The following is a 19,256-nucleotide window of genomic DNA, read 5'->3' as shown; positions in this document are numbered from 1 at the left end:
CGAAAAATGAAAAGTGGTCCAAAGGTCGCTTCTCGCGACCTTTGGTCTAACGCCTTTTTCTACACGATCTGATCGCCGCTTCCCTGGCTTTTGATCACGTAAGGACCGAAGGTCACAAGCGTGACATTGTTCCCAACAGCGACCGCAACAGCGCTGCCCGCATAGCTCCCCATGCCGATGCTCGAATTGTCGACGGCATTGAGTGCGCTATTCGCGCCGAAGAAGTAGGCATAGTCATAATTCGACGCCGACGTCGCATTCGCGCCATTTCCGCCGATCCAGATCGTATCGCTATTTCCGTTCACATAGGCTTTATCGGCGGTGCCGCGCATGCCGAGCGTGTCATTGCTGCCGACATTGACGATCAGACCATTGCCGGAAACGTCGATGTGCGAATTGTCGAATTCATTCGCCACGCCGCCCGAGCCACCAAAATTGATCGAGTCGTCGTCGGCAAAGCTGAACGTCGCGCCATTGCCGCCGGCCCACACCGTATCGTTGTTGCCATTGGCATTGGCTGTGATGGCGCTGCCATGCACGCCGAGCGTGTCGCTGCTCCCCGCATTCACCCACAATCCGTTGCCATAGGCATCGACATGCGAATTATCGGATTCATTCAGCGTGCCGCCGGTTCCGTGGAAATAAATCGAATCGTCGGTCACGAAGCCGAACGCCTGGCCGTTGCCGCTGGCCCAAACCGTATCGTTGTTGCCGTTGGCATTGACCGTGATGCCACTCCCCTGCACGCCGAGCGTGTCGTTCGTGCCCGCTGTCACCGACAGGCCGTTGCCATAGGCATCAACGTGCGAATTGTCGAATTCGTTCACGGTGCCGCCTAGAATGTTATAGAAATGCACGGAATCGTCAGTCGCAAAGCTGAACGCTTGGCCGTTGCCGCCAATCCAGACGGTATCTGTACCGCCCACGTTCGCGTTTACCGTCTCGCTGCTGCCGTGCACGCCGACCGTAACATTCCTGAAAGCGTTGACCCATAGGTTGTTGCCATAGGCGTCGATGTGCGAGTTATCGTAGATGTTCAAGCTTTCGCCGGTGCCGCTGAAATTGATCGTGTCGTCTGTCGAAAAGGCAAACGCCTGGCCATTACCGCCCGCCCAAACAGAATCATTGTTCCCCGTGACATTGGCGATATCGTTGCTGCCGACCACACCAAGCGTGATGTTGTTGCCGGCATTGACCGTGAAATTGTTACCGAAAACCGTCGCATGGGAATTGTCGGTCACATTCACGGTGCCGCCATTGGTATTCGTGAACTCGACTTGATCGTCGGTCGTGGAGTTATACGCTTGCCCGTTGCCACCGATCGAGATGACGTCGCCATCGCCTTCCGCAAAGACAACGTCGCCGTAACCCTGGACGCCGACCGTGTCGTTCGCATGCGCGTACACATAGACATTGGTGCCGGATATGTCGACATGCGAGCCATTGTACACGCCAACCCCGCCATTGGTGGTGCCGGCACTATAGGTAACGACGTCATCAGTCGCTGCGTTGGACGCTTGGCCATTGCCGCCGATCGCGACTCCCTGGTTATTCCCGATCACGGTTACCGAGTCCGACGAACCAACCACGCGGACGACACCGCCGGTAGTCCCAAGCGATCCCTCCGCCGTAATGACGTCGTTCGAACCCAAGATCGTCGCAGTCGCGCCGGCGTAGAGATAGAAGGTGCTGTTGCTCCCATAAAGTTGCGGCGCATCGGAAACTGTCGTGTCTGACTGCGGACTGCCTCCCAAAACGTAGAATGTGTTGGTGCCGTTCCCTGCCCGCATCACACCGTTACCAAAGGCAAGGAAGCTATTTTGACCGGAGCCGCCCGTGACATCGCCCCCATTGCCGCCGAGGATGATCTCGTCGGCAGAGGTGCCTTGATAGACCGTCGTCGTGCCGCTCGAATCGCTGTACAATATCGACGCGTTGCTCGTCGGCGAATAAGAATAGCCGGGGCCCGGATCGTCTGCGCGCACGACCGTAACGCTCGGCGAGCCACCGGTGAGATCGATCCGGGCCGTGTCGATGCTCTTATTCGAGTCGATGATCGTCATCAACTCGGAGGTTAGCCTGCCGGTTGAATCGTAGTTTTTCTGCAGGGTTTCTGGTGCGAGACTATAGCCGAGCGCATTCATCTCACGCAGGTCGGTAGACGATACCTGCATATCCACGCCCGCCTTGAGGTAGCCGAATGCGTCGTTCGCTGTGTTGTTCGGATCGGCCCAATCGGCGATGTCACCGCCGCCCGTTTCGCCAATCGCGGCGAGATTCGTCTTGCCCCCGTCGAGCGATAAATAAGCGCCGTTGCCTGATGTGCCCGTGTTAATCGTGCCTGTGCCGGTATAAATGTGCCATGCTTCGGGCGTGTCGAGGATCAATCCGGTGGCGGGTTGCGAGCTACTCGTATCGGTGAAGCCGGCGATGCGCCCCATGACTTCGGAAATCTCGTGCTCGATCGCCCCGACGGCATCGAATTGATTGGCGCCGACGCTGTTTTGGCTCCATGCCCAAGAATCGCCCGACGGCAGCCCCGCATCGTTGAGATCGACCGTTCCATCCGATCCGGTATAGCCATTCAGCGACAGGCCGAGCGCCTTCGCTTCGGCGGACGTCACCGCGGCTGTCGCACCGGAGCCGAACGGATCGCTCGTCGGCAAAGCGGCCGCAGCGGAGGTCTGGTCGGTCGTCTGATTGAGCCCCTTTAGCGCAGCCGTGATCGCGCTATAGCCATCGTTAATAAGCGTTGACGAACTCGACGAGAGGCCGCCGCCCGCTTGCGAGACTTCGTTGAAATTGATGTTCAAGGTGATGTTGTTGGTGAAGGCCTGGTCGAAAAAGGAAATGGCGGAATTTACGGCACTCTCGAAATTCGTCGTCGAGCCCGTGCCGAACGTAGCATTAATTTGCATTATAACCCCTTTTAAATTTAATGGATTTCACATAATCATGCAGCTATATGGATTTCACATAATCATGCAGCTATGCGGGGTCAATGGACCCCGGTCCTGCCCCTTCTACCTGACACGCACGCCATTCAGCCACACCACATCGCCGCTTCCCGACGCACTGAACCCATCACCTGAGCCAAAGAGATTGAGCGTGTCATTGTTGCCCAGGTTCGCCCACACATTGTTGCCGGTCGCATCGACGGTCGAATTGTCGGCAAGGTTGAGCACGCCGGCCGAGCCCGCGAAATAGACGGCATCATGCGCCGATGCGTTCTGGCCGTTGCCACCGAGCCAGACCGTGTCGCTATTGCCGTTCGCATGCACCACGTCGCTGCTGCCGTGCGCGCCAAACGTATCGTTGTTACCGACATTGGCGGTCAGACCGTTACCGGAAATGTCGACATGTGAATTGTCGAATTCGTTCACCACGCCGCCCGAGCCGCCCAAATTGATCGAATCGTCGGTGGTAAAACTAAACGCCTGGCCATTGCCGCCAGCCCAGACCGTGTCGTTGCTGCCGCTGGCATTAGCCGTGATGGCGCTGCCGTGCAAGCCGAGCGTGTCATTGCTCCCCGCATTCACCCACACACCATTGCCGGAAGCATCGACATGCGAACTGTCGGATTCATTCAGCGTGCCGCCGGTGCCGTGGAAATAAATCGAGTCGTCGGTGGCAAAACTGAACGCCTGGCCGTTGCCGCTGGCCCACACCGTGTCAGTATTGCCATTGGCATTGGCCGTAATGCCGCTCCCTTGCACCCCGAGCGTATCGTTCGTCCCAGCGTTCACCCAAAGATTGCTGCCGAAGCCGTCGATATGCGAGTTGTCGAACTCGTTCAGCGTAGAGCCGGTACCGTAGAAATGGATAGAATCATCAGTCGCGAAGCTGAAGGCCTGGCCGTTGCCGCCGGCCCAGACCGTGTCGTTGTTGCCACTGGCATTGACCGTGATACCGCCGCCATGCACGCCGACCGTGTCGCCGGTGCCCGCATTCACCCAAAAATTACTGCCGGTTGCGTCGACATGCGAATTGTCGGACTCGTTCAATGTGCCGCCCGTACCGGCAAACGTGACCGTGTCGTCATCCGCGAAGCTGAAGGTACTGCTATTGCCACCAGCCCACACCGTATCGTTGTTGCCAGAGGCATTGACCGTGATGCCGCCGCCATGCACGCCGAGCGTATCGCCCGTACCCGCGTTCGCCGCAAAATTATTGCCGTACGCATCGACATGAGAATTGTCGAGTTCGTTCACAGTGGTGCCTGTGCCGGCGACAGTCACCCCGTCGTTATTCGAGAAGTTGAACGTACCGCCGTTGCCACCGATCGACACGATATCGTTATTGCCATTGGCATGGACCGCATCGTTACTGCCCTGCACGCCGACGGTGTCGTTAGTGCCCGCCGTGACCAGGACGGAGCTTCCATACGCGTCAACATGGGAGTTGTCGCTGACGTTCAACGTGCCGCTTGCGTCGAATGTCACTGTGTCATCGGTGGCAACGCCGGCAGCACCGCCGTTGCCGCCTACAGAAATCGAGACATTGCTCGTATCCACGGTCACGTTATCGCCGCTGCCCTGCAAGGCTAGCGAATCGCTGCTGTTGTCAACATAGACGGTAAGGTGGTCTCCGTAGACGTTTGCCTGTGCGTTGTCGAGAAGCGCCAGCGTGCCGCCGCCCGCGTTGAAATGGACGACATTATTGGCGGAGGTGGTGCCGGCAGCGTCGCCGACCTCAATAAAGTCGTTCACATTTGTCGAGGTCACATTATTCGAGGAGCCGATCACGTCGGGACGCCCCCCGCCAAGACCGCCAAGTGTCGTGATCGTGTCTCCCGAGCCCTCGACAAAACCGTTCCATCCCCCGCCAAGCGAAATGGAACTGTTGCTCGCTAGAACCTCTCCGTTTCCGCTCAAAAGAGCGAACTGGGTTGTACCGGAGCCGGCTCTATAGATGCCGGAACCCAGGCTCAAAATAAGGCTCGCTCCCGAGCCACCGGTAACACTATCGCTTCCAGCGCTGATAATAACTTCGTTCGTAGTGGAGCCGGACGATATGTTTACCTCCGTGCCCCCGCTGCTCAGGAGCACCAGCGCGCCGGCACCTGCCGCATAGGTTTGCGGGCTATTCGGATAGGCAGGATCGGAAAACGTCACCGTCGTGGCCGTCGCACCGAACCCGATCTGCACGGTATCAACGTTTTGTTGACTATCCACCACCGTGACCGTCGCGCCGAGCAGTTTCCCGCTCGCATCATAATTCTGCTGCGAAATCTCGGACGCGAGATTGTAGCCGAGCGTGCTCATCTCGCGCAGGTCGGTCGTCGTCACCTGCATGACCGCACCGGCCTTGATCAGGCCGAACGCGTCATTCGTTGCATTGATCGGATCGGTCCAGTCGGCGAGGTCGCCGCCACCCGTTTCGCCAATCGCACCGAGGTTCGTCGTACCACCATTGAGCGACAGATAGGTGCCGCTGGCGGATGTGCCGGTGTTGATGCTGCCGGATGCGCCGTAAATATGCCACGCCTCGGGCGTGTCAAGCAGCGTACCGGCTTGCGCGCCATTATCGGTGGTACCGGCGATGCGCCCCATGACCTCGGAAATCTCGTGTTCGATCACGCCGACGGCATCGAATTGCGTGGCGCCGATGCTGTTTTGGCTCCACGCCCATGAATCCCCCGAAGGGAGCGCCGCATCGTTGAGATTGACCGTTCCATCCGCCCCGGTATAGCCGTTGAGCGATAGACCGAGCGCTTTTGCTTCGGCGGACGACACCGAGGCCGTGGAAGTCGAACCGAACGGGTCGCTCGCCGGCAGCGCAGCCGCGGCGGAGATCTGGTCGGCTGTCTGATTGAGCGTCTTCAACGCAGTCGAGATCGCGCTATAGCCGTCATTAATAAGCTCAGTCGAACTCGACGAGAGGCCGCCGCCCGCCTGCGAGATTTCGTTGAAATTGATGTTCAACGTGATGTTGTTGGTGAAGGCCTTGTCGAAGAAGGAAATGGCGGAATTGACGGCACTCTCGAAATTGGTCGTCGAGCCCGCACCGAAAGTCGCATTAATTTGCATCAAAACCCCCATAAATCTAATAGATTCAGACGATCACGGAGCTATACGGAAGTCAACGCTCGAGCCCTGGGCCCGAAAAATGCCGAACCTGCGTTCGCTGCCCGCGCGCCCATGCCGCAACGGCGCTTCTAGCCCCTTCTACCTGACACGCACGCCATTCAGCCACACCACATCGCCGCTTCCCGACGCACTGAACCCATCACCTGAGCCAAAAAGATTAAGCGTGTCGTTGTTGCCCAGGTTCGCCCACACATTGTTGCCGGTCGCATCGACGGTCGAATTGTCGGCAAGGTTGAGCACGCCGCCCGAGCCTGCAAAATAGACGGCATCATGCGCCGACGCGTTCTGGCCGTTGCCGCCGAGCCAGACCGTGTCGCCATTGCCGTTCGCATGCACCACGTCGCTGCTGCCGTGCGCGCCAAACGTATCGTTGTTACCGACATTGGCAGTCAGACCATTACCCGAGATGTCGACATGCGAATTGTCGAATTCATTCACGACGCCCCCCGAGCCGCCCAAATTGATCGCGTCATCGGTGGAAAAACTAAACGCCTGGCCGTTACCGCCAGCCCACACCGTGTCGTTGTTGCCGCTGGCATTGGCTGTGATCGCGCTACCGTGCAGGCCGAGCGTATCGTTACTCCCGGCATTCACCCGCACCCCATTGCCGGAAGCATCGACATGCGAATTGTCAGCCTCATTCAGCGTGCCGCCAGTACCGTGGAAATAAATGGAATCGTCGGTGGCAAAGCTGAACGCGCTGCCATTGCCGCTGGCCCACACCGTGTCATTGTTGCCGTTGGCATTGACCGTGATGCCACTCCCTTGCACTCCGAGCGTATCGTTTGTCCCCGCGTTCACCCAAAGATTGTTGCCGAAGCCGTCGATATGCGAATTGTCCAATTCGTTCAGCGTGGTGCCGGTGCCGTAGAAATGGATTGAATCGTCGTTCGCGAAGCTGAACGCCTGGCCGTTGCCGCCGGCCCAAATTGTGTCGTTGTTGCCGTTGGCATTGACCGTGATACCGCCGCCATGCACGCCGACCGTATCGCCGGTGCCCGCATTCACCCAAAAACTGTTGCCGGCTGCGTCGACATGGGAATTGTCGGCTTCGTTCAATGTGTCGCCCGTTCCGGCGAACGTGACGGTGTCGTCATCCGCGAAGCTGAACGTGCTACCATTGCCACCGGCCCACACCGTATCGTTGTTGCCGGCGGCATTGACTGTGACGCCACCGCCATGCACGCCCAGCGTATCGCCCGTGCCTACATTCGCGGCAAAATTGTTGCCGTCCGCATCGACATGGGAGTTGTCGAGTTCGTTCACAGTGGTGCCTGTACCGGCGACAGTCACCCTGTCGTCATTCGAAAAGCTGAACGTACTGCCATTGCCACCGATCGATACGACGTCGTTATTGCCATTCGCGTAGACCGCATCGTTACTGCCCTGCACGCCGACGGTGTCGTTGCCGCTCACTGTAACCGTATCGCCGCTGCCGCTCGCGCTCACTGTGTCGGAGCTTCCCGTGACGCCGATCGTGTCATTATTGCCGATCGAAACAGTCAGAGAACTGCCCTTAGCATCGGCATGGGCATTGTCCAGCATCTTGAGCGTCCCGCTCGATCCGGCAAATGTCACGGTGTCATCGGTCGCTGCATTGGCCGCAGTCCCATTGCCGCCGACCGTCACAATGTCGCTGGCATCGCTAACACTCACCACGTCACCGCCGCCGTTCACGGCCACCGTATCATTCGTGCCTGTCACACCGAGTGTATCGTTATTGCCTCCGGAAACAGAAAGCTGATTACCATTCACATCGACATGGGAATTGTCGAACACACTCAGTGTTCCACTCGCCGCGGCAAAATTGACCACATCATCGGTCGCCGCGCTGGCCGCCGCTCCGTTGCCGCCCACGCTCACTGTATCGCCGGTGCCACTCACGTTCACCGTGTCGGAACTCCCGGTCACGCCGACCGTGTCGCTACTGCCCACCGAAACACTCAATGAGTTGCCTTGGGCATCGGTGTGGGTATTATCCAATATATTGAGCGTCCCAGCAGATCCGGTGAATGTGACGATGTTGTCGGTCGCTGCGTTGGCTGCCGCCCCGTTGCCGCCCACGCTCACGGTATCACCAGTGCCACTCACGTTCACCGTGTCGGAACTCCCGGTCACACCGATCGTGTCGTTATTGCCTCCGATAACTTTGATATTGTTTCCGCTCACCTGGACGGCGAACTTGTCAGCAACGTTCAGCGTCCCGCCGGAATTGCTGAAAGCAACAGTATCGCTCGGATTGGACGGCGCCGGCTGGGCGTCGTCCCCCACGGTTACGGAGTTGCCAATTCCACTGATGTTGATCGTCTCGCCGGTACCATCCACGTTGATCGCATTGTTGTTGCCGCCTGTAACGAAAAGATTGTTACCGAGGACATGAGCACGGGCGTTGTTGCCGAAATTCAGCGTGCCACCGGAGCTGCCAAAGCTGATGATATCCATAGCGATGGAACTCGTTAGCAGTACGTTACTATTCACCGTTACGACGTCGCCGGCCCCGTTCGCGCTAATTGTCTCGCCATTACTCCCGGTCACGCCAATTGTATCGTTATTGCCCGTCATCACGGACAGGAAATCTCCGGTAACGTCAACGTGGGAATTGTCGGTTACATTCAATGTGCCGCCCGCGACAGAGAAATTGATGGTGTCATCGGTTGCAGCATTGGTCGCCTGGCCATTTCCGCCTATTGTAACGACGTCGCCGGTCCCGGTTACATTCACCACATCATTGCTGCCGCCCACATTAAGCGTATTGTTATTCACTGCAGAGATGGTGAGACCATTGCCCGTCACACGAAGAAAAGAGAAGCCATTCAATACATTTCCGTTAAGTACGTTTAACTTGCCCCCGGTCCCGCTAAAATTGACCGTCCCGGTTAAATTGCTGGACGACGGTGCGCCGGTTCCATCCACGGAAACTGCGTCGCTATTGCCATTGGCATTGATTGTGTTTCCGGAACCATGCACATCGATAGTGTCGTTGCTGCCAGTGGCCACGGACAGCGCACTGCCAGAGATATCGACGTACAAATTATCCCCGACATTCACCGTACCGCTGTTGAAATTTTGGAATTGGATGTGATCCTCGTTTGCAACGCTAGGCGTGTACCCGCTGGTATTGCTGACCCCTATGACGTCGCCACTCCCTTGCACGACGACAGTACCTGACGCTCCCTGGACACCGACCGTATCGTTCGTCTGAGCGAACACCTCGGTATTGAGGCCGGATATATCTACGTGCGAATTATTGGACACGTTAACCGTGCCATTCGTGACGACGCCATTGTTGCCTGATCCAAAGGTAACGACGTCATCCGTGCTTGCAGCGTACGCCTGGCCGTTGCCGCCAATCGTGACCTGCTCGCCATTCTCAAGAACGTTCACCGAGTCAAACGCGCCAGCCACCCGAACGACGCCGCCGGTATTCCCGATAGGTCCTTCCGCGTAGATCGCGTCGTTCGAGCCTGAGATCGTAGTGGTCGCACCTGCAAGGAGATAGAAGGTGCTATTGTTCCCGGTAAGCTGCGAAGCGTCGGCAACGGTCGTGTCGGACCGCGGATTGCCTCCCAAAACATAGAATGTGTTGGTGCCCGAACCGCCGGTCCCAGCCGTCAGCACGCTGTTGCCAAAGGCAAGGAAGTCATTCTGGCCAGAGCCGCCCGTGACATTGCCCCCGTTGCCGCCGAGGATGATTTCGTCGGCCGAGGTGCCTTGATAGAGCGTCGTCGTGCCGCTCTGATCGCTGTACAACACCGACGCATTGCTCGTGAGCTGAATAAAAGAGCTGGCGTTCGGATCGTCTGCGCGCCCGACCGTAACGGACGGCCAGCTACCGCTGAGATCAATCAAGACCGAGTCGATGCTGCCACTCGAGTCAATGATCGCCATCGTCTCGGAGGTTAGTTTACCGGTCGAGTCATAATTTTTCTGCAGGGTCTCCGGTGCGAGACTATAGCCGAGCGTATTCATCTCGCGCAGATCGGTGGGCGACACCTGCATGGTTACGCCTGGCTTGAAGTAGCCGAAAGCGTCGTTCGCGATAAAGACCTGACCGTTTGGGGCCTTCCAATCGGCCAAATCGCCGCCGTTCTGCTCGCCGATCGGGCCCAAAAACGACGTGCCGCCGTCGAGCGACAAATAGGTGCCGTTGCCCGACGTGCTCGTATTAATCGCACCTACGCCGGCAGAGTCGGTATAAATGTGCCATGCTTCGGGCGTGTCGAGAATTGATCCGGTCCCGGGTTGTGCGCTACTCGTATCGGTAACACCCGCGATGCGCCCCATGACCTCGGAAATCTCGTGTTCGATGGCACCGACGGCATCGTACTGACTGGCGCCGACACTGTTCTGGCTCCAAGCCCAGGAATCGCCAGACGGCAGCGCCGCGTCGTTGAGATCGACCGTTCCATCCGACCCGGTATAGCCGTTCAGCGACAGGCCGAGCGCCTTCGCTTCGGCGGACGACACTGCGGCCGCAGCACTCGTGCCAAACGGGTCGCTCGCAGGCAGCGCAGCCGCGGCAGAGGTCTGGTCGGTTGTCTGATTGAGAGCCTTCAGCGCAGTCGTAATCGCGCTATAGCCGTCGCTAATAAGCGTTGTCGAACTCGATGAGAGGCTGCCGCCCACCTGCGAGATTTCGTTGAAATTGATGTTCAACGTGATGTTGTTGGTGAAGGCCTTGTCGAAGAAGGAAATGGCGGAATTGACGGCACTTTCGAAATTGGTAGTCGAGCCCGACGCAAACGTGGCGTTAATCTGCATACACAAATCCCCCAAAGAATAGTGTTCACCCGACCACGCATCTCGGGGATGTGTCAATCACCCGTTTGGCCTAACTCGGGTGAAGCCAATGTGTCCGCAATCACAAATTGCCCGTATTTTTGATCGAAAGACCCAAATTGAGTTTTATGACCAAATTTGAGCATATCGAGATCGAAACAAGGAAGAGCCGCTCCGCGACCGCCACAACGCGCAATGGCACAGCAAAACGCTAAAGATATGACAAGAAACGATGTCTAGCGCGTCAACGCATCCCGGATCGCCTTGACCGCCGCAATCGCGGTGCGGCTGCGAACGGTGCTGACGAATTCCGGCCAGCTTGACAGAATCACCGCGGCAAAGTCGGCCTCAGGGTCGATATAGATCATCTGTCCGAAGACGCCGCGGGCGAGATAGGCGCGGCGCTCCGTGTCCTCGATCCAAAACTGATTGTGATAGGCGCCTTCGGGCAGCACCTCGTGATAGACGCCGCCGAACAAATCCGGACGGGCGCCGAACCGGACTTCGTCGAACCAGGCTGCGGGAGCAATGCGCCGCCCGTTGATCTCGCCCTTGCGCAGGTGCAGCAGCGCGAAGCGGGCGTAATCCCGCAATGTGGCGTTGAAGCCGCCGTCGCCCAAGCCATAGCCAGCCGGATCGACGGTGAAATAGGCGTCCTCCTCGGCCCCCATCGGCGCCCAGAGCTCGCGGCTCACCAATTCGGCCAGCGAGAGCCCGCTGGCCCGCTGCAGCACGAACGCCAGCACGTCCGTCTCGATCGAGCGGTAGCGGAACGACGCGCCATGCGCGCATTCCGCCTCGGTCAGGGTGAGGATCAGCTCCCAAACGGTGGCGGGCCAAGTCGGATTGAGCCGGTCTTTCCAGCCCGACGCGGCGTCCACCTTCGCCATATGGGAGTCGGGCGCCGTATAGGTCTCGTCGAAGATGACACCGCTCGTCATGTCGAGAATGTGTTGGACGGTGGCGCCGCGATAGGCCGTCGCCTGCAATTCCGGCAGATAGTCGGTCACTAGAGCCGCCGGATCGACCATCCCGCGCCCGCAAAGGATGCCGGCCACCGTCCCGACCACGGATTTCGCGACCGACTGCGAAAGATGCGCCGTCCGGGGCGTCATGCCGTTGAGGTAGCGCTCGGCCGCGATCTGGCCGCGGTGCAGGACGAGCATGCCGTCCATGAAACTCGTATCGATAAAGCCGGCGATCGTGCTGCCCACCCCATCGGTCTCGAAGCCGATCGCGTCGATATCGTGCAACGCCTCGGGCAACGGACTCGCCGGCCCCGGCCCGCGCCACACCTGCGCGGTTGGCACCATCTCGCGCACATGTTGAAAGGTCCAGCGGTTCCAAGGCGCCCGGTCCCACGCATCACGCGGAATGACCGAGGCGCCGGGGTGGACAGGATCGCGGAACATCGGTTGATCGGTCATGATTGCCTTCTTTTGGTCGGATCCGGGCGTTTTGGTCCTGCCGACGCAACAGGCGCCGGCGGCAATTCCCTGATTGTTTTGCATGTGTACGCGATTCGAGGCCAAAATGCGGAATCGCGGATCGATTAGCGTCAGGACCTAAGGAGCCATCATGAGCACGACCTTCGATGCCCTCATCATCGGCGCCGGACAAGCGGGGCCCTCGCTTGCCGCAAGGTTCAGCGCCGCCGGTCAGCGCGTTGCCGTCGTCGAGCGCAAGCATGTCGGCGGCACCTGCGTCAATACAGGCTGCATGCCGACCAAGACTCTGGTGGCCAGCGCGTACGCGGCCCATGTGGCGCGCCGCGCCGACGATTATGGCGTCACGCTGGGCGGAACGATCGGCGTCGACATGAAGAAGATCTGGTCGCGCAAACAGGCGGTGACGATGAATGCCCGCACCGGCCTCGAAAGCTGGCTCGGCGGCATGGCCGGCTGCACGCTCGTCCGCGGCCATGCCCGTTTCACTGCGCAGCACGAGATCGAGGTGGATGGCCGGCGCTTAAGCGCACCGAAGATCTTCCTGAATGTCGGCGGCCGCGCTTTCGTTCCCGACGTGCCCGGCCTCGCAGAGGTCGACTATCTCACCAACACCTCGATCGTCGAACTCGATCGGCTGCCGCGGCATTTGCTGATCGTCGGCGGTAGCTATATCGCGCTCGAATTCGCGCAGATGTATCGGCGTTTTGGTAGCGAGGTCACCGTGATCGAACGCGGTCCCCGCCTCGCGCCGCGCGAGGATGCGGACATCTCCGCCGCCATCGCGGACATTCTCATGCGCGAAGGCATTACGATCGAGTTCGCGGCGACAAATCTCTCGGTTGCCCGCGATGGAAACGGCGTTGCCGTCACCATCACGCGCGGCGGCGCGCCTGCCGCTCGTATATCGGGCTCGCATCTGCTCATGGCCGTTGGCCGCATCCCGAACACCGACGATCTTGGCCTCGATGCAGCCGGCGTGCAGACCGATCCGCGCGGCTACGTTATGGTTGACGATCAGTTGCGCACCAATGTCGAAGGTATCTGGGCGCTCGGGGATTGCAACGGCAAAGGCGCTTTCACCCACACGTCTTACAACGACTATGAAATCGTTGCCGCGAATATCTTTGATGGCGACAAGCGGCGAGTCAGCGACCGGATCTCGGCTTACGCGCTCTACATTGATCCGCCGCTCGGCCGGATCGGCATGACCGAAGATGAGGTCCGCCGCTCGGGACGCAAAGCACTGATCGGTAGGCGGCCGATGACGCGGGTCGGACGGGCGGTCGAGAAAGGCGAGACCCTGGGCTTCATGAAAGTGATCGTCGATGCCGACACCCGCGCCATTCTTGGAGCCGTCATCCTCGGCGTCGGCGGCGATGAGGTCATTCATGGCATGCTCGACAATATGTATGCCAAAGCGCCCTCCTCGATCGTGCAACGCGCGGTCCATATCCATCCGACCGTCTCGGAACTCGTGCCGACGATGCTCGGTGAGATGCAACCACTGGTGTAAGCTGTTCGCGCGATTCTTACGACGATGACGGACGATGTCTTGCCATTTGCCCGTCGTCGCGTTCGCGGCATCGACGAGCGCGACCGTCGTACCAGGTCACGAAGATTCTTGTCTGAACTTACGAATATGTTCTCGCTTGGGTTGCAGGCACGACGAGGCTAAGAAATATTCGCTTCAGTGCTGCGAAGACATTTCCGTCTTTAGAGAAGCAGCAGATTTCCAATCATAAAACAGCGCAAGGATGATTTTCGTGCAGCAGATTTCCACGCCTCCCGTACTGGAGACTCAACGCCTTGTGTTGCGCGGCCATGTGCCGCAAGACTTTGAGCCGCTCGCTTTGATGTGGAGCGATCCTATCGTGGTCAAGCACATAAGCGGCACGCCTTCGCCGCCCCGAGACTGCTGGATGCGCATGCTCTCATACCAAGGTTTGTGGCCTTTTCTCGGCTACGGCTATTGGGCTATCCGCGAGAAGGCTTCGAACAAGTATATCGGCGATCTCGGCTTTGCCGATTTTCATCGGCTGATCGAGCCATCGATCAAAGGCATCCCGGAAGCGGGATGGGTGCTCGCCCCGGAGGCACATGGCAAAGGCTTTGCCACCGAAGCTTTGGCCGCGGCCCTCACCTGGCTCGATGCGCAGGACAGGTTCGACCGCAGCGTCTGCCTGATTTCGCCCGATAACCTCGCATCGATCCGCGTCGCCGAGAAGGCAGGCTATTCCCATTCCAAAACGGTTCGTTCCAACGACAAGGACGCATTCCTATTTTCTCGCGCGCGCCCCTAGTTGGTTGACGATCGGCCGATCGCGGAAGCCCTTTGGCGCCATTGAGTTGGTCACAACGATAGTTGCCAGACGAGCTCTCCTTTATGCAATCCTTATACAGACGGTCCCAATTCCATCTCGAAATCGTACGCGGAATTCGCCTAAAGAGCATGCGCCAGATCGCGGTCGGCGTCAGTGCTGACCGCGTCATACTGATCGACCTCGTCGCAAAACCATGCCCAGACGCTCGTCACCTCTTCACATCCGTCCGCGCGAGGACACGATACCGACGGAATATTTCATCCTGGCCGATCTGCATGTGGCCGGCCCGATCGTGGGCCGCTTCAACGATAAGCCTATTCACGAAGAGGTTGTCGGCGACGACGGCCGGCACTATCGATTTGCAGGCGTCATGCCACGCCGGCGCAACGGCAAATATGCTGTCGAAACATTGCGACGGGATGAATGGATCGTGGATCCAGGATTGATCTACATGTTCGAAAAATAGAGACCACGATTGTTAAGGTGATCGCCGTATCAAGTCGCCTTGGCGCGGCTCGCCTCGTATCGGGCTTTGGTTTCCGCATTCGGCGGATAGAGACCCGGAAGCGCGGCGCCGCCAGCCACCTGATCCATGATCCATTGCTCGAGCGCCTCCTGCTCCTGCCCCTCTTGCGCCACGGCTTCGACAAACGCTTGCGGAACCACAACCGCACCATCCCGATCGGCGACGACGAGGTCATCGGGGAACACGGCCACTCCGCCGCAGCCGATCGGCTCCTGCCAGCCGACAAAGGTAAGCCCTGCAACCGAGGGCGGCGCAGCCACGCCTTGGCAGAAGACAGGAAGGCCCGTGTCAAGCACACCGGCAACGTCGCGCACGGCGCCATCCGTTACCAGCGCGGCGACACCGCGCTTCGCCATGCGCGCGCACAAGATGTCGCCGAAAATCCCGCAATCGGCGACACCCATCGCATCGACAACGGCAATGCACCCGTCCGGCATGTCTTCGATCGCCGCGCGCGTGGACCGGGGCGACGCCCAGGCGGCGGGCGTGGCGAGATCCTCGCGCACCGGAACGAAGCGCAGCGTGAACGCGCGGCCGACATAGCGCTGCTCTGTATCATGCAAGGCTTTCGGTCCACGCATCCAAACATTGCGCAGTCCCTTTTTCAGCAACACCGTCGTGATCGTGGCCGTGGAAAGGCCTTGAAAGACTTTAAACATGTCCTTGTTGGTCATCGTTATTGTTCCTTCGATAATCGCGGGTGCGATGCCAGCAACGCGTCGAGCTTCGCCAGCTCGCTCTCCCAGCCGGCAGCAGCCCGCCTCGTCCATTCGTCATCGTGCATTTTTTCGATGGTGACAACCATTCGGACCAGCCCATCGGGAGACGGATGCAACTCGACGACATGCGCGACGTCGTAAGGTTCAACCCCCGGAATGAAATCGGCAACGTGATAATAGGCGAGGCGCTTGCGCGGCACGATCTCGGTGAAGACCATACGCGCTTCGGTCGTGAGCGGCATGCCCGCCTTGCGCATGAACTCGATTTGCTGCGGATGAATGGCGGTCATCACGTAAAGCAATTCCCCACCAGGACGTAAATCGAGCTTGTGCACGGTCACGGCAAAGCCGCCTGGGCCCCACCACGATTCGATGCCGGATTTAGTCGTCCAGAGCTCCCAGATATCTTTCACGCTTGCGCGATAGGTTCGCTCGAAGGTGAGATGGCTGTCCGACGAATACGGCATCCCACCCATATACATCTCGGTCATCATCGCCTCCTGCGCTTTTGCGCGCGCTGTTGCTGTTTTCGTGCCAAAGCCTCACCAAACGCGTCGAGCCTGGCCGTCCACAAATCGCGATAGCCCGCGATCCATTCGTCCATTTCCTGGAAACGTTCGGGCCGCAGCGAATAGAGCCGACGCACGCCTTCGGCGCGCATTCGCACGAAGCCGGCCTCCTCCAGAATCCGCAGATGCCGCGAGACGCCCGATTGATGAATGGCCATCCGCTCGACCAAATCGTTGACCGCATGTTCGCCGCCATGCAGCAGTTCGACGATTTGCAGCCGGCTTGGATCGGACAAAGTCTGGAGCGTACTTATATGCATGCCAACATATATATGCAACTATGTATATATCGGTCAAGCACAACAGCGAATTTCATACGGCCCCTTGCGTCGTTGATGAACGGCGCGCTCACAAATACCTGAGCGGCCGTCCTTGCGTGAGTTCAGCGACGGCGGCGGCGATGCCGCGCGCATCGACGCCATAATGCCGATAGAGATCGCCCAGACTGCCCGTTTGGCCGAAATGCTCCACCCCCAACGACCGGGTGCGATGGCCGTGAACCGAGCCCAGCCACGCGAGCGTCGCGGGATGGCCGTCGATCACGGTGACGATCCCGCAATGGGAGGGAATATCGGCAAGCAGCCGCTCGACGTGGCTGCGCGCGTGGGGCAACCCATCCCGCCGCGCGCGTTGCGCCGCCGTCCATCCGGCATTGAGCCGGTCGGCCGAGGTGATCGCCAGCAGGCCAATATCGCGCCGGTCTTCGGCCATCAAACCGACGGCTTCGATGGCCTCCGGGGCGAGTGCGCCGGTGTAGACGACAATCGCTTCGGCGTTCGGGCCGGGCTTGCGCATCCAATAGCCGCCGTTGATCATGTCCTGCGCGAGATCCTGCGAAATCTCGCGCTGCGGTTGCTCGATGCTGCGGGTCGAAAGCCGGAAATACACCGAACCGCCGGTCGCATCACGCAGCCATGTCGCGCCGTCTGGCTCGGCATCGCCGGCGCGCTGGATATATTCGAAGGACCAGCGCAGCAGCACGGCCAATTCGTCGACGAAAGCCGGCTCAAAGCTCGCCAATCCATCCTGCGCCATACCGATCAGCGGTGTCGCGATCGACTGATGGGCGCCGCCTTCCGGTGCAAGCGTGATCCCGGACGGCGTCGCGACGAGAATGAAACGCGCGTCCTGATAACAAGCGTAATTGAGCGCATCGAGCCCGCGTTCGATGAAGGGATCGTAGAGCGTGCCGACGGGGAGCAGCCGCTCGCCGAAGATCGAATGCGACAGGCCGAGCGCCGACAGCATGATGAACAAATTCATCTCGGCGATGCCAAGCTCGAGATGTTGCCCCTGCGGCGAGAAGGTCCAGTTGTAGGTGGACGGAATGCGTTCCGCCTTGAACAGATCGGCGGTACTGTCCTTCGCAAAGAGCCCGCGCCGATTGACCCATGCGCCAAGATTGGTGGAAACCGTCACGTCGGGCGATGTCGTCACCACGCGTTGGGCAAAAGCCGTGTCCGCCTTGGCGATTTCATGCATCAGCAGACCGAAGCCCTGTTGCGTCGACATCTGCGGCTGGGAGCCGAAGGCAAGACTCTCGGGAACGGAAATGCTGGGCGACGTGTAGCGCCGACGCCCCGACTGCGCGAAGGGCACTTTGGCCAGGAAGTCGCGCAGCGTTGCCTCTTGCTCCGAAAGGCCGGAAAAGGCCTCCCACTCCTGCCCCGCGCTGATATTCATCGCGCGGCGCAGCGACTCGACCTGGGTCGGTGTCATCAGGCCGGCATGATTGTCCTTATGGCCTGCCAGAGGCAAGCCGAAGCCCTTGATCGTGTAGGCGATGAAGCAGGTCGGCCGCGTATGTCCGCGCGCTTCCTCGAAGGCCTCCAGAATGGACGGCAGATCATGGCCGCCCAAATTCGCCATCAGCTCCGCAAGCTCGCGGTCGCTGCGCCGCTCCAGCAACTGGGACACCGGCCCCTGATCGCCCAGATCGTCCGTCAACCTTTTGCGCCATGCCGCTCCGCCCTGAAACGTTAAGGCCGAGTAGAGCTGATTTGGGCAGGCATCGATCCAGGCGCGCAGCTTGTCGCCGCCGGGTTCGGCGAAGGCGGCCTTTTGCAGCGAGCCGTATTTGAGGATGACCACGTCCCAACCGAAATTCCGGAAGATCGCCTCGAACCGCGACCACAGGCCTTCGCGCACGACAGCATCGAGACTTTGACGATTGTAATCGACGACCCACCAGGTGTGTTGCACCCCGTGCTTCCATCCCTCGAGAAGCGCCTCGAAAATATTGCCTTCATCCATTTCGGCATCGCCGATGAGCGCCACCATGCGGCCCTGGGGCCGCGCCTCGCCCCAGCCCTTGGCGTGCACGTAATCCTGGACAAGCGAGGAAAAGAGCGTCTGCGCCACGCCCAGGCCCACCGAGCCTGTGGAAAAGTCCACGTCGTCCGTGTCTTTCGTGCGCGAGGGATAGGATTGCGCGCCCTTGTAGCCGCGGAAATTCTTCAATTTGTCCAGCGTCTGATTGCCGAGCAAATATTGGATCGCATGGAAGTTCGGGCTCGCATGCGGCTTGACCGCAACGCGGTCCTCGGGGCGGAGAACGGCAAAATAAAGCGCCGTCATCAAGGTCGACAGCGAAGCCGAGGACGCCTGGTGACCACCGACCTTTAACCCGTCAGCGTGCTCCCGCAGGTGATTGGCATTGTGGATCATCCAGGTCGCCAGCCACAGAACCTTGCGCTCCAATGCGGACAGATTCTTCAAACGCTCATCGGCCATTTCCAACTCCCTTATGGGAAATAGTCTTAGACGAAGGCCGGTCCCATTTTTGACTATTTTTAGATTTTCCTT

Annotated in this window: 11 protein-coding genes; 3 read left to right on the top strand and 8 right to left on the bottom strand. The window is 59.3% G+C overall.

All coding sequences use genetic code 11. The annotated features are described in order from the left end of the window. Positions 1-59: 59 nt before the first annotated feature. The 4 genes from V9T28_RS08805 to V9T28_RS08790 all read right to left on the bottom strand — a co-directional run bounded on the left by V9T28_RS08805 (position 60) and on the right by V9T28_RS08790 (position 12,295). A complete protein-coding gene (locus V9T28_RS08805) occupies positions 60-2,918 on the bottom strand; it encodes an NF038122 family metalloprotease (protein ID WP_116398613.1) in 2,859 nt (952 codons plus the stop codon). A 105-nt stretch (positions 2,919-3,023) separates the two neighbouring features. Next, positions 3,024-6,029, bottom strand: coding sequence for an NF038122 family metalloprotease (locus tag V9T28_RS08800; RefSeq protein ID WP_147306361.1), 3,006 nt, complete (start codon positions 6,027-6,029; stop codon positions 3,024-3,026). A 138-nt stretch (positions 6,030-6,167) separates the two neighbouring features. Next, positions 6,168-10,907 carry a beta strand repeat-containing protein gene (locus V9T28_RS08795; protein WP_158554669.1) on the bottom strand — a complete coding sequence of 1,580 codons (4,740 nt, stop codon included), beginning with the start codon at positions 10,905-10,907 and terminating at the stop codon, positions 6,168-6,170. A gap of 197 nt (positions 10,908-11,104) precedes the next feature. Further along, the gene (locus V9T28_RS08790; RefSeq protein ID WP_116399777.1) at positions 11,105-12,295 is read right to left on the bottom strand and encodes a serine hydrolase domain-containing protein; all 1,191 of its coding nucleotides are present in this window, start codon (positions 12,293-12,295) and stop codon (positions 11,105-11,107) included. A 148-nt stretch (positions 12,296-12,443) separates the two neighbouring features. On the opposite strand from V9T28_RS08790, the gene V9T28_RS08785 reads away from it, so the two are divergent. The 3 genes from V9T28_RS08785 to V9T28_RS08775 all read left to right on the top strand — a co-directional run bounded on the left by V9T28_RS08785 (position 12,444) and on the right by V9T28_RS08775 (position 15,103). Further along, the gene (locus tag V9T28_RS08785) at positions 12,444-13,829 is read left to right on the top strand and encodes an FAD-containing oxidoreductase (RefSeq protein WP_116398610.1); all 1,386 of its coding nucleotides are present in this window, start codon (positions 12,444-12,446) and stop codon (positions 13,827-13,829) included. Positions 13,830-14,079: 250 nt separating this feature from the next. Continuing rightward, a complete protein-coding gene (locus V9T28_RS08780) occupies positions 14,080-14,616 on the top strand; it encodes a GNAT family N-acetyltransferase (protein WP_199499919.1) in 537 nt (178 codons plus the stop codon). A gap of 214 nt (positions 14,617-14,830) precedes the next feature. Further along, a complete protein-coding gene (locus tag V9T28_RS08775; RefSeq protein WP_116398608.1) occupies positions 14,831-15,103 on the top strand; it encodes a hypothetical protein in 273 nt (90 codons plus the stop codon). Between the two features lie 29 nt (positions 15,104-15,132). On the opposite strand, the gene V9T28_RS08770 is transcribed toward V9T28_RS08775, so the two are convergent. The 4 genes from V9T28_RS08770 to V9T28_RS08755 all read right to left on the bottom strand — a co-directional run bounded on the left by V9T28_RS08770 (position 15,133) and on the right by V9T28_RS08755 (position 19,184). Continuing rightward, entirely contained in the window at positions 15,133-15,837 is a 705-nt protein-coding gene (locus V9T28_RS08770; protein ID WP_116398607.1) for a ribonuclease activity regulator RraA, read from the bottom strand. A gap of 2 nt (positions 15,838-15,839) precedes the next feature. After that, positions 15,840-16,373, bottom strand: a complete 534-nt coding sequence (locus V9T28_RS08765; protein WP_199499917.1) for an SRPBCC family protein — start codon at positions 16,371-16,373, stop codon at positions 15,840-15,842. Continuing rightward, a complete protein-coding gene (locus tag V9T28_RS08760) occupies positions 16,373-16,711 on the bottom strand; it encodes an ArsR/SmtB family transcription factor (RefSeq protein WP_116399774.1) in 339 nt (112 codons plus the stop codon). The genes V9T28_RS08765 and V9T28_RS08760 overlap by 1 nt, the downstream gene beginning before the upstream one ends. An 88-nt stretch (positions 16,712-16,799) precedes the next feature. Continuing rightward, entirely contained in the window at positions 16,800-19,184 is a 2,385-nt protein-coding gene (locus tag V9T28_RS08755; protein ID WP_116398606.1) for a transketolase, read from the bottom strand. Between the last annotated feature and the right edge of the window lie 72 nt (positions 19,185-19,256).

The organism is Methylovirgula sp. 4M-Z18, from assembly GCF_037890675.1.
Lineage (GTDB): Bacteria > Pseudomonadota > Alphaproteobacteria > Rhizobiales > Beijerinckiaceae > 4M-Z18.
Note: the sequence above shows the minus strand (reverse complement) of the source record. Positions and strands in the feature narration are given on the sequence as shown.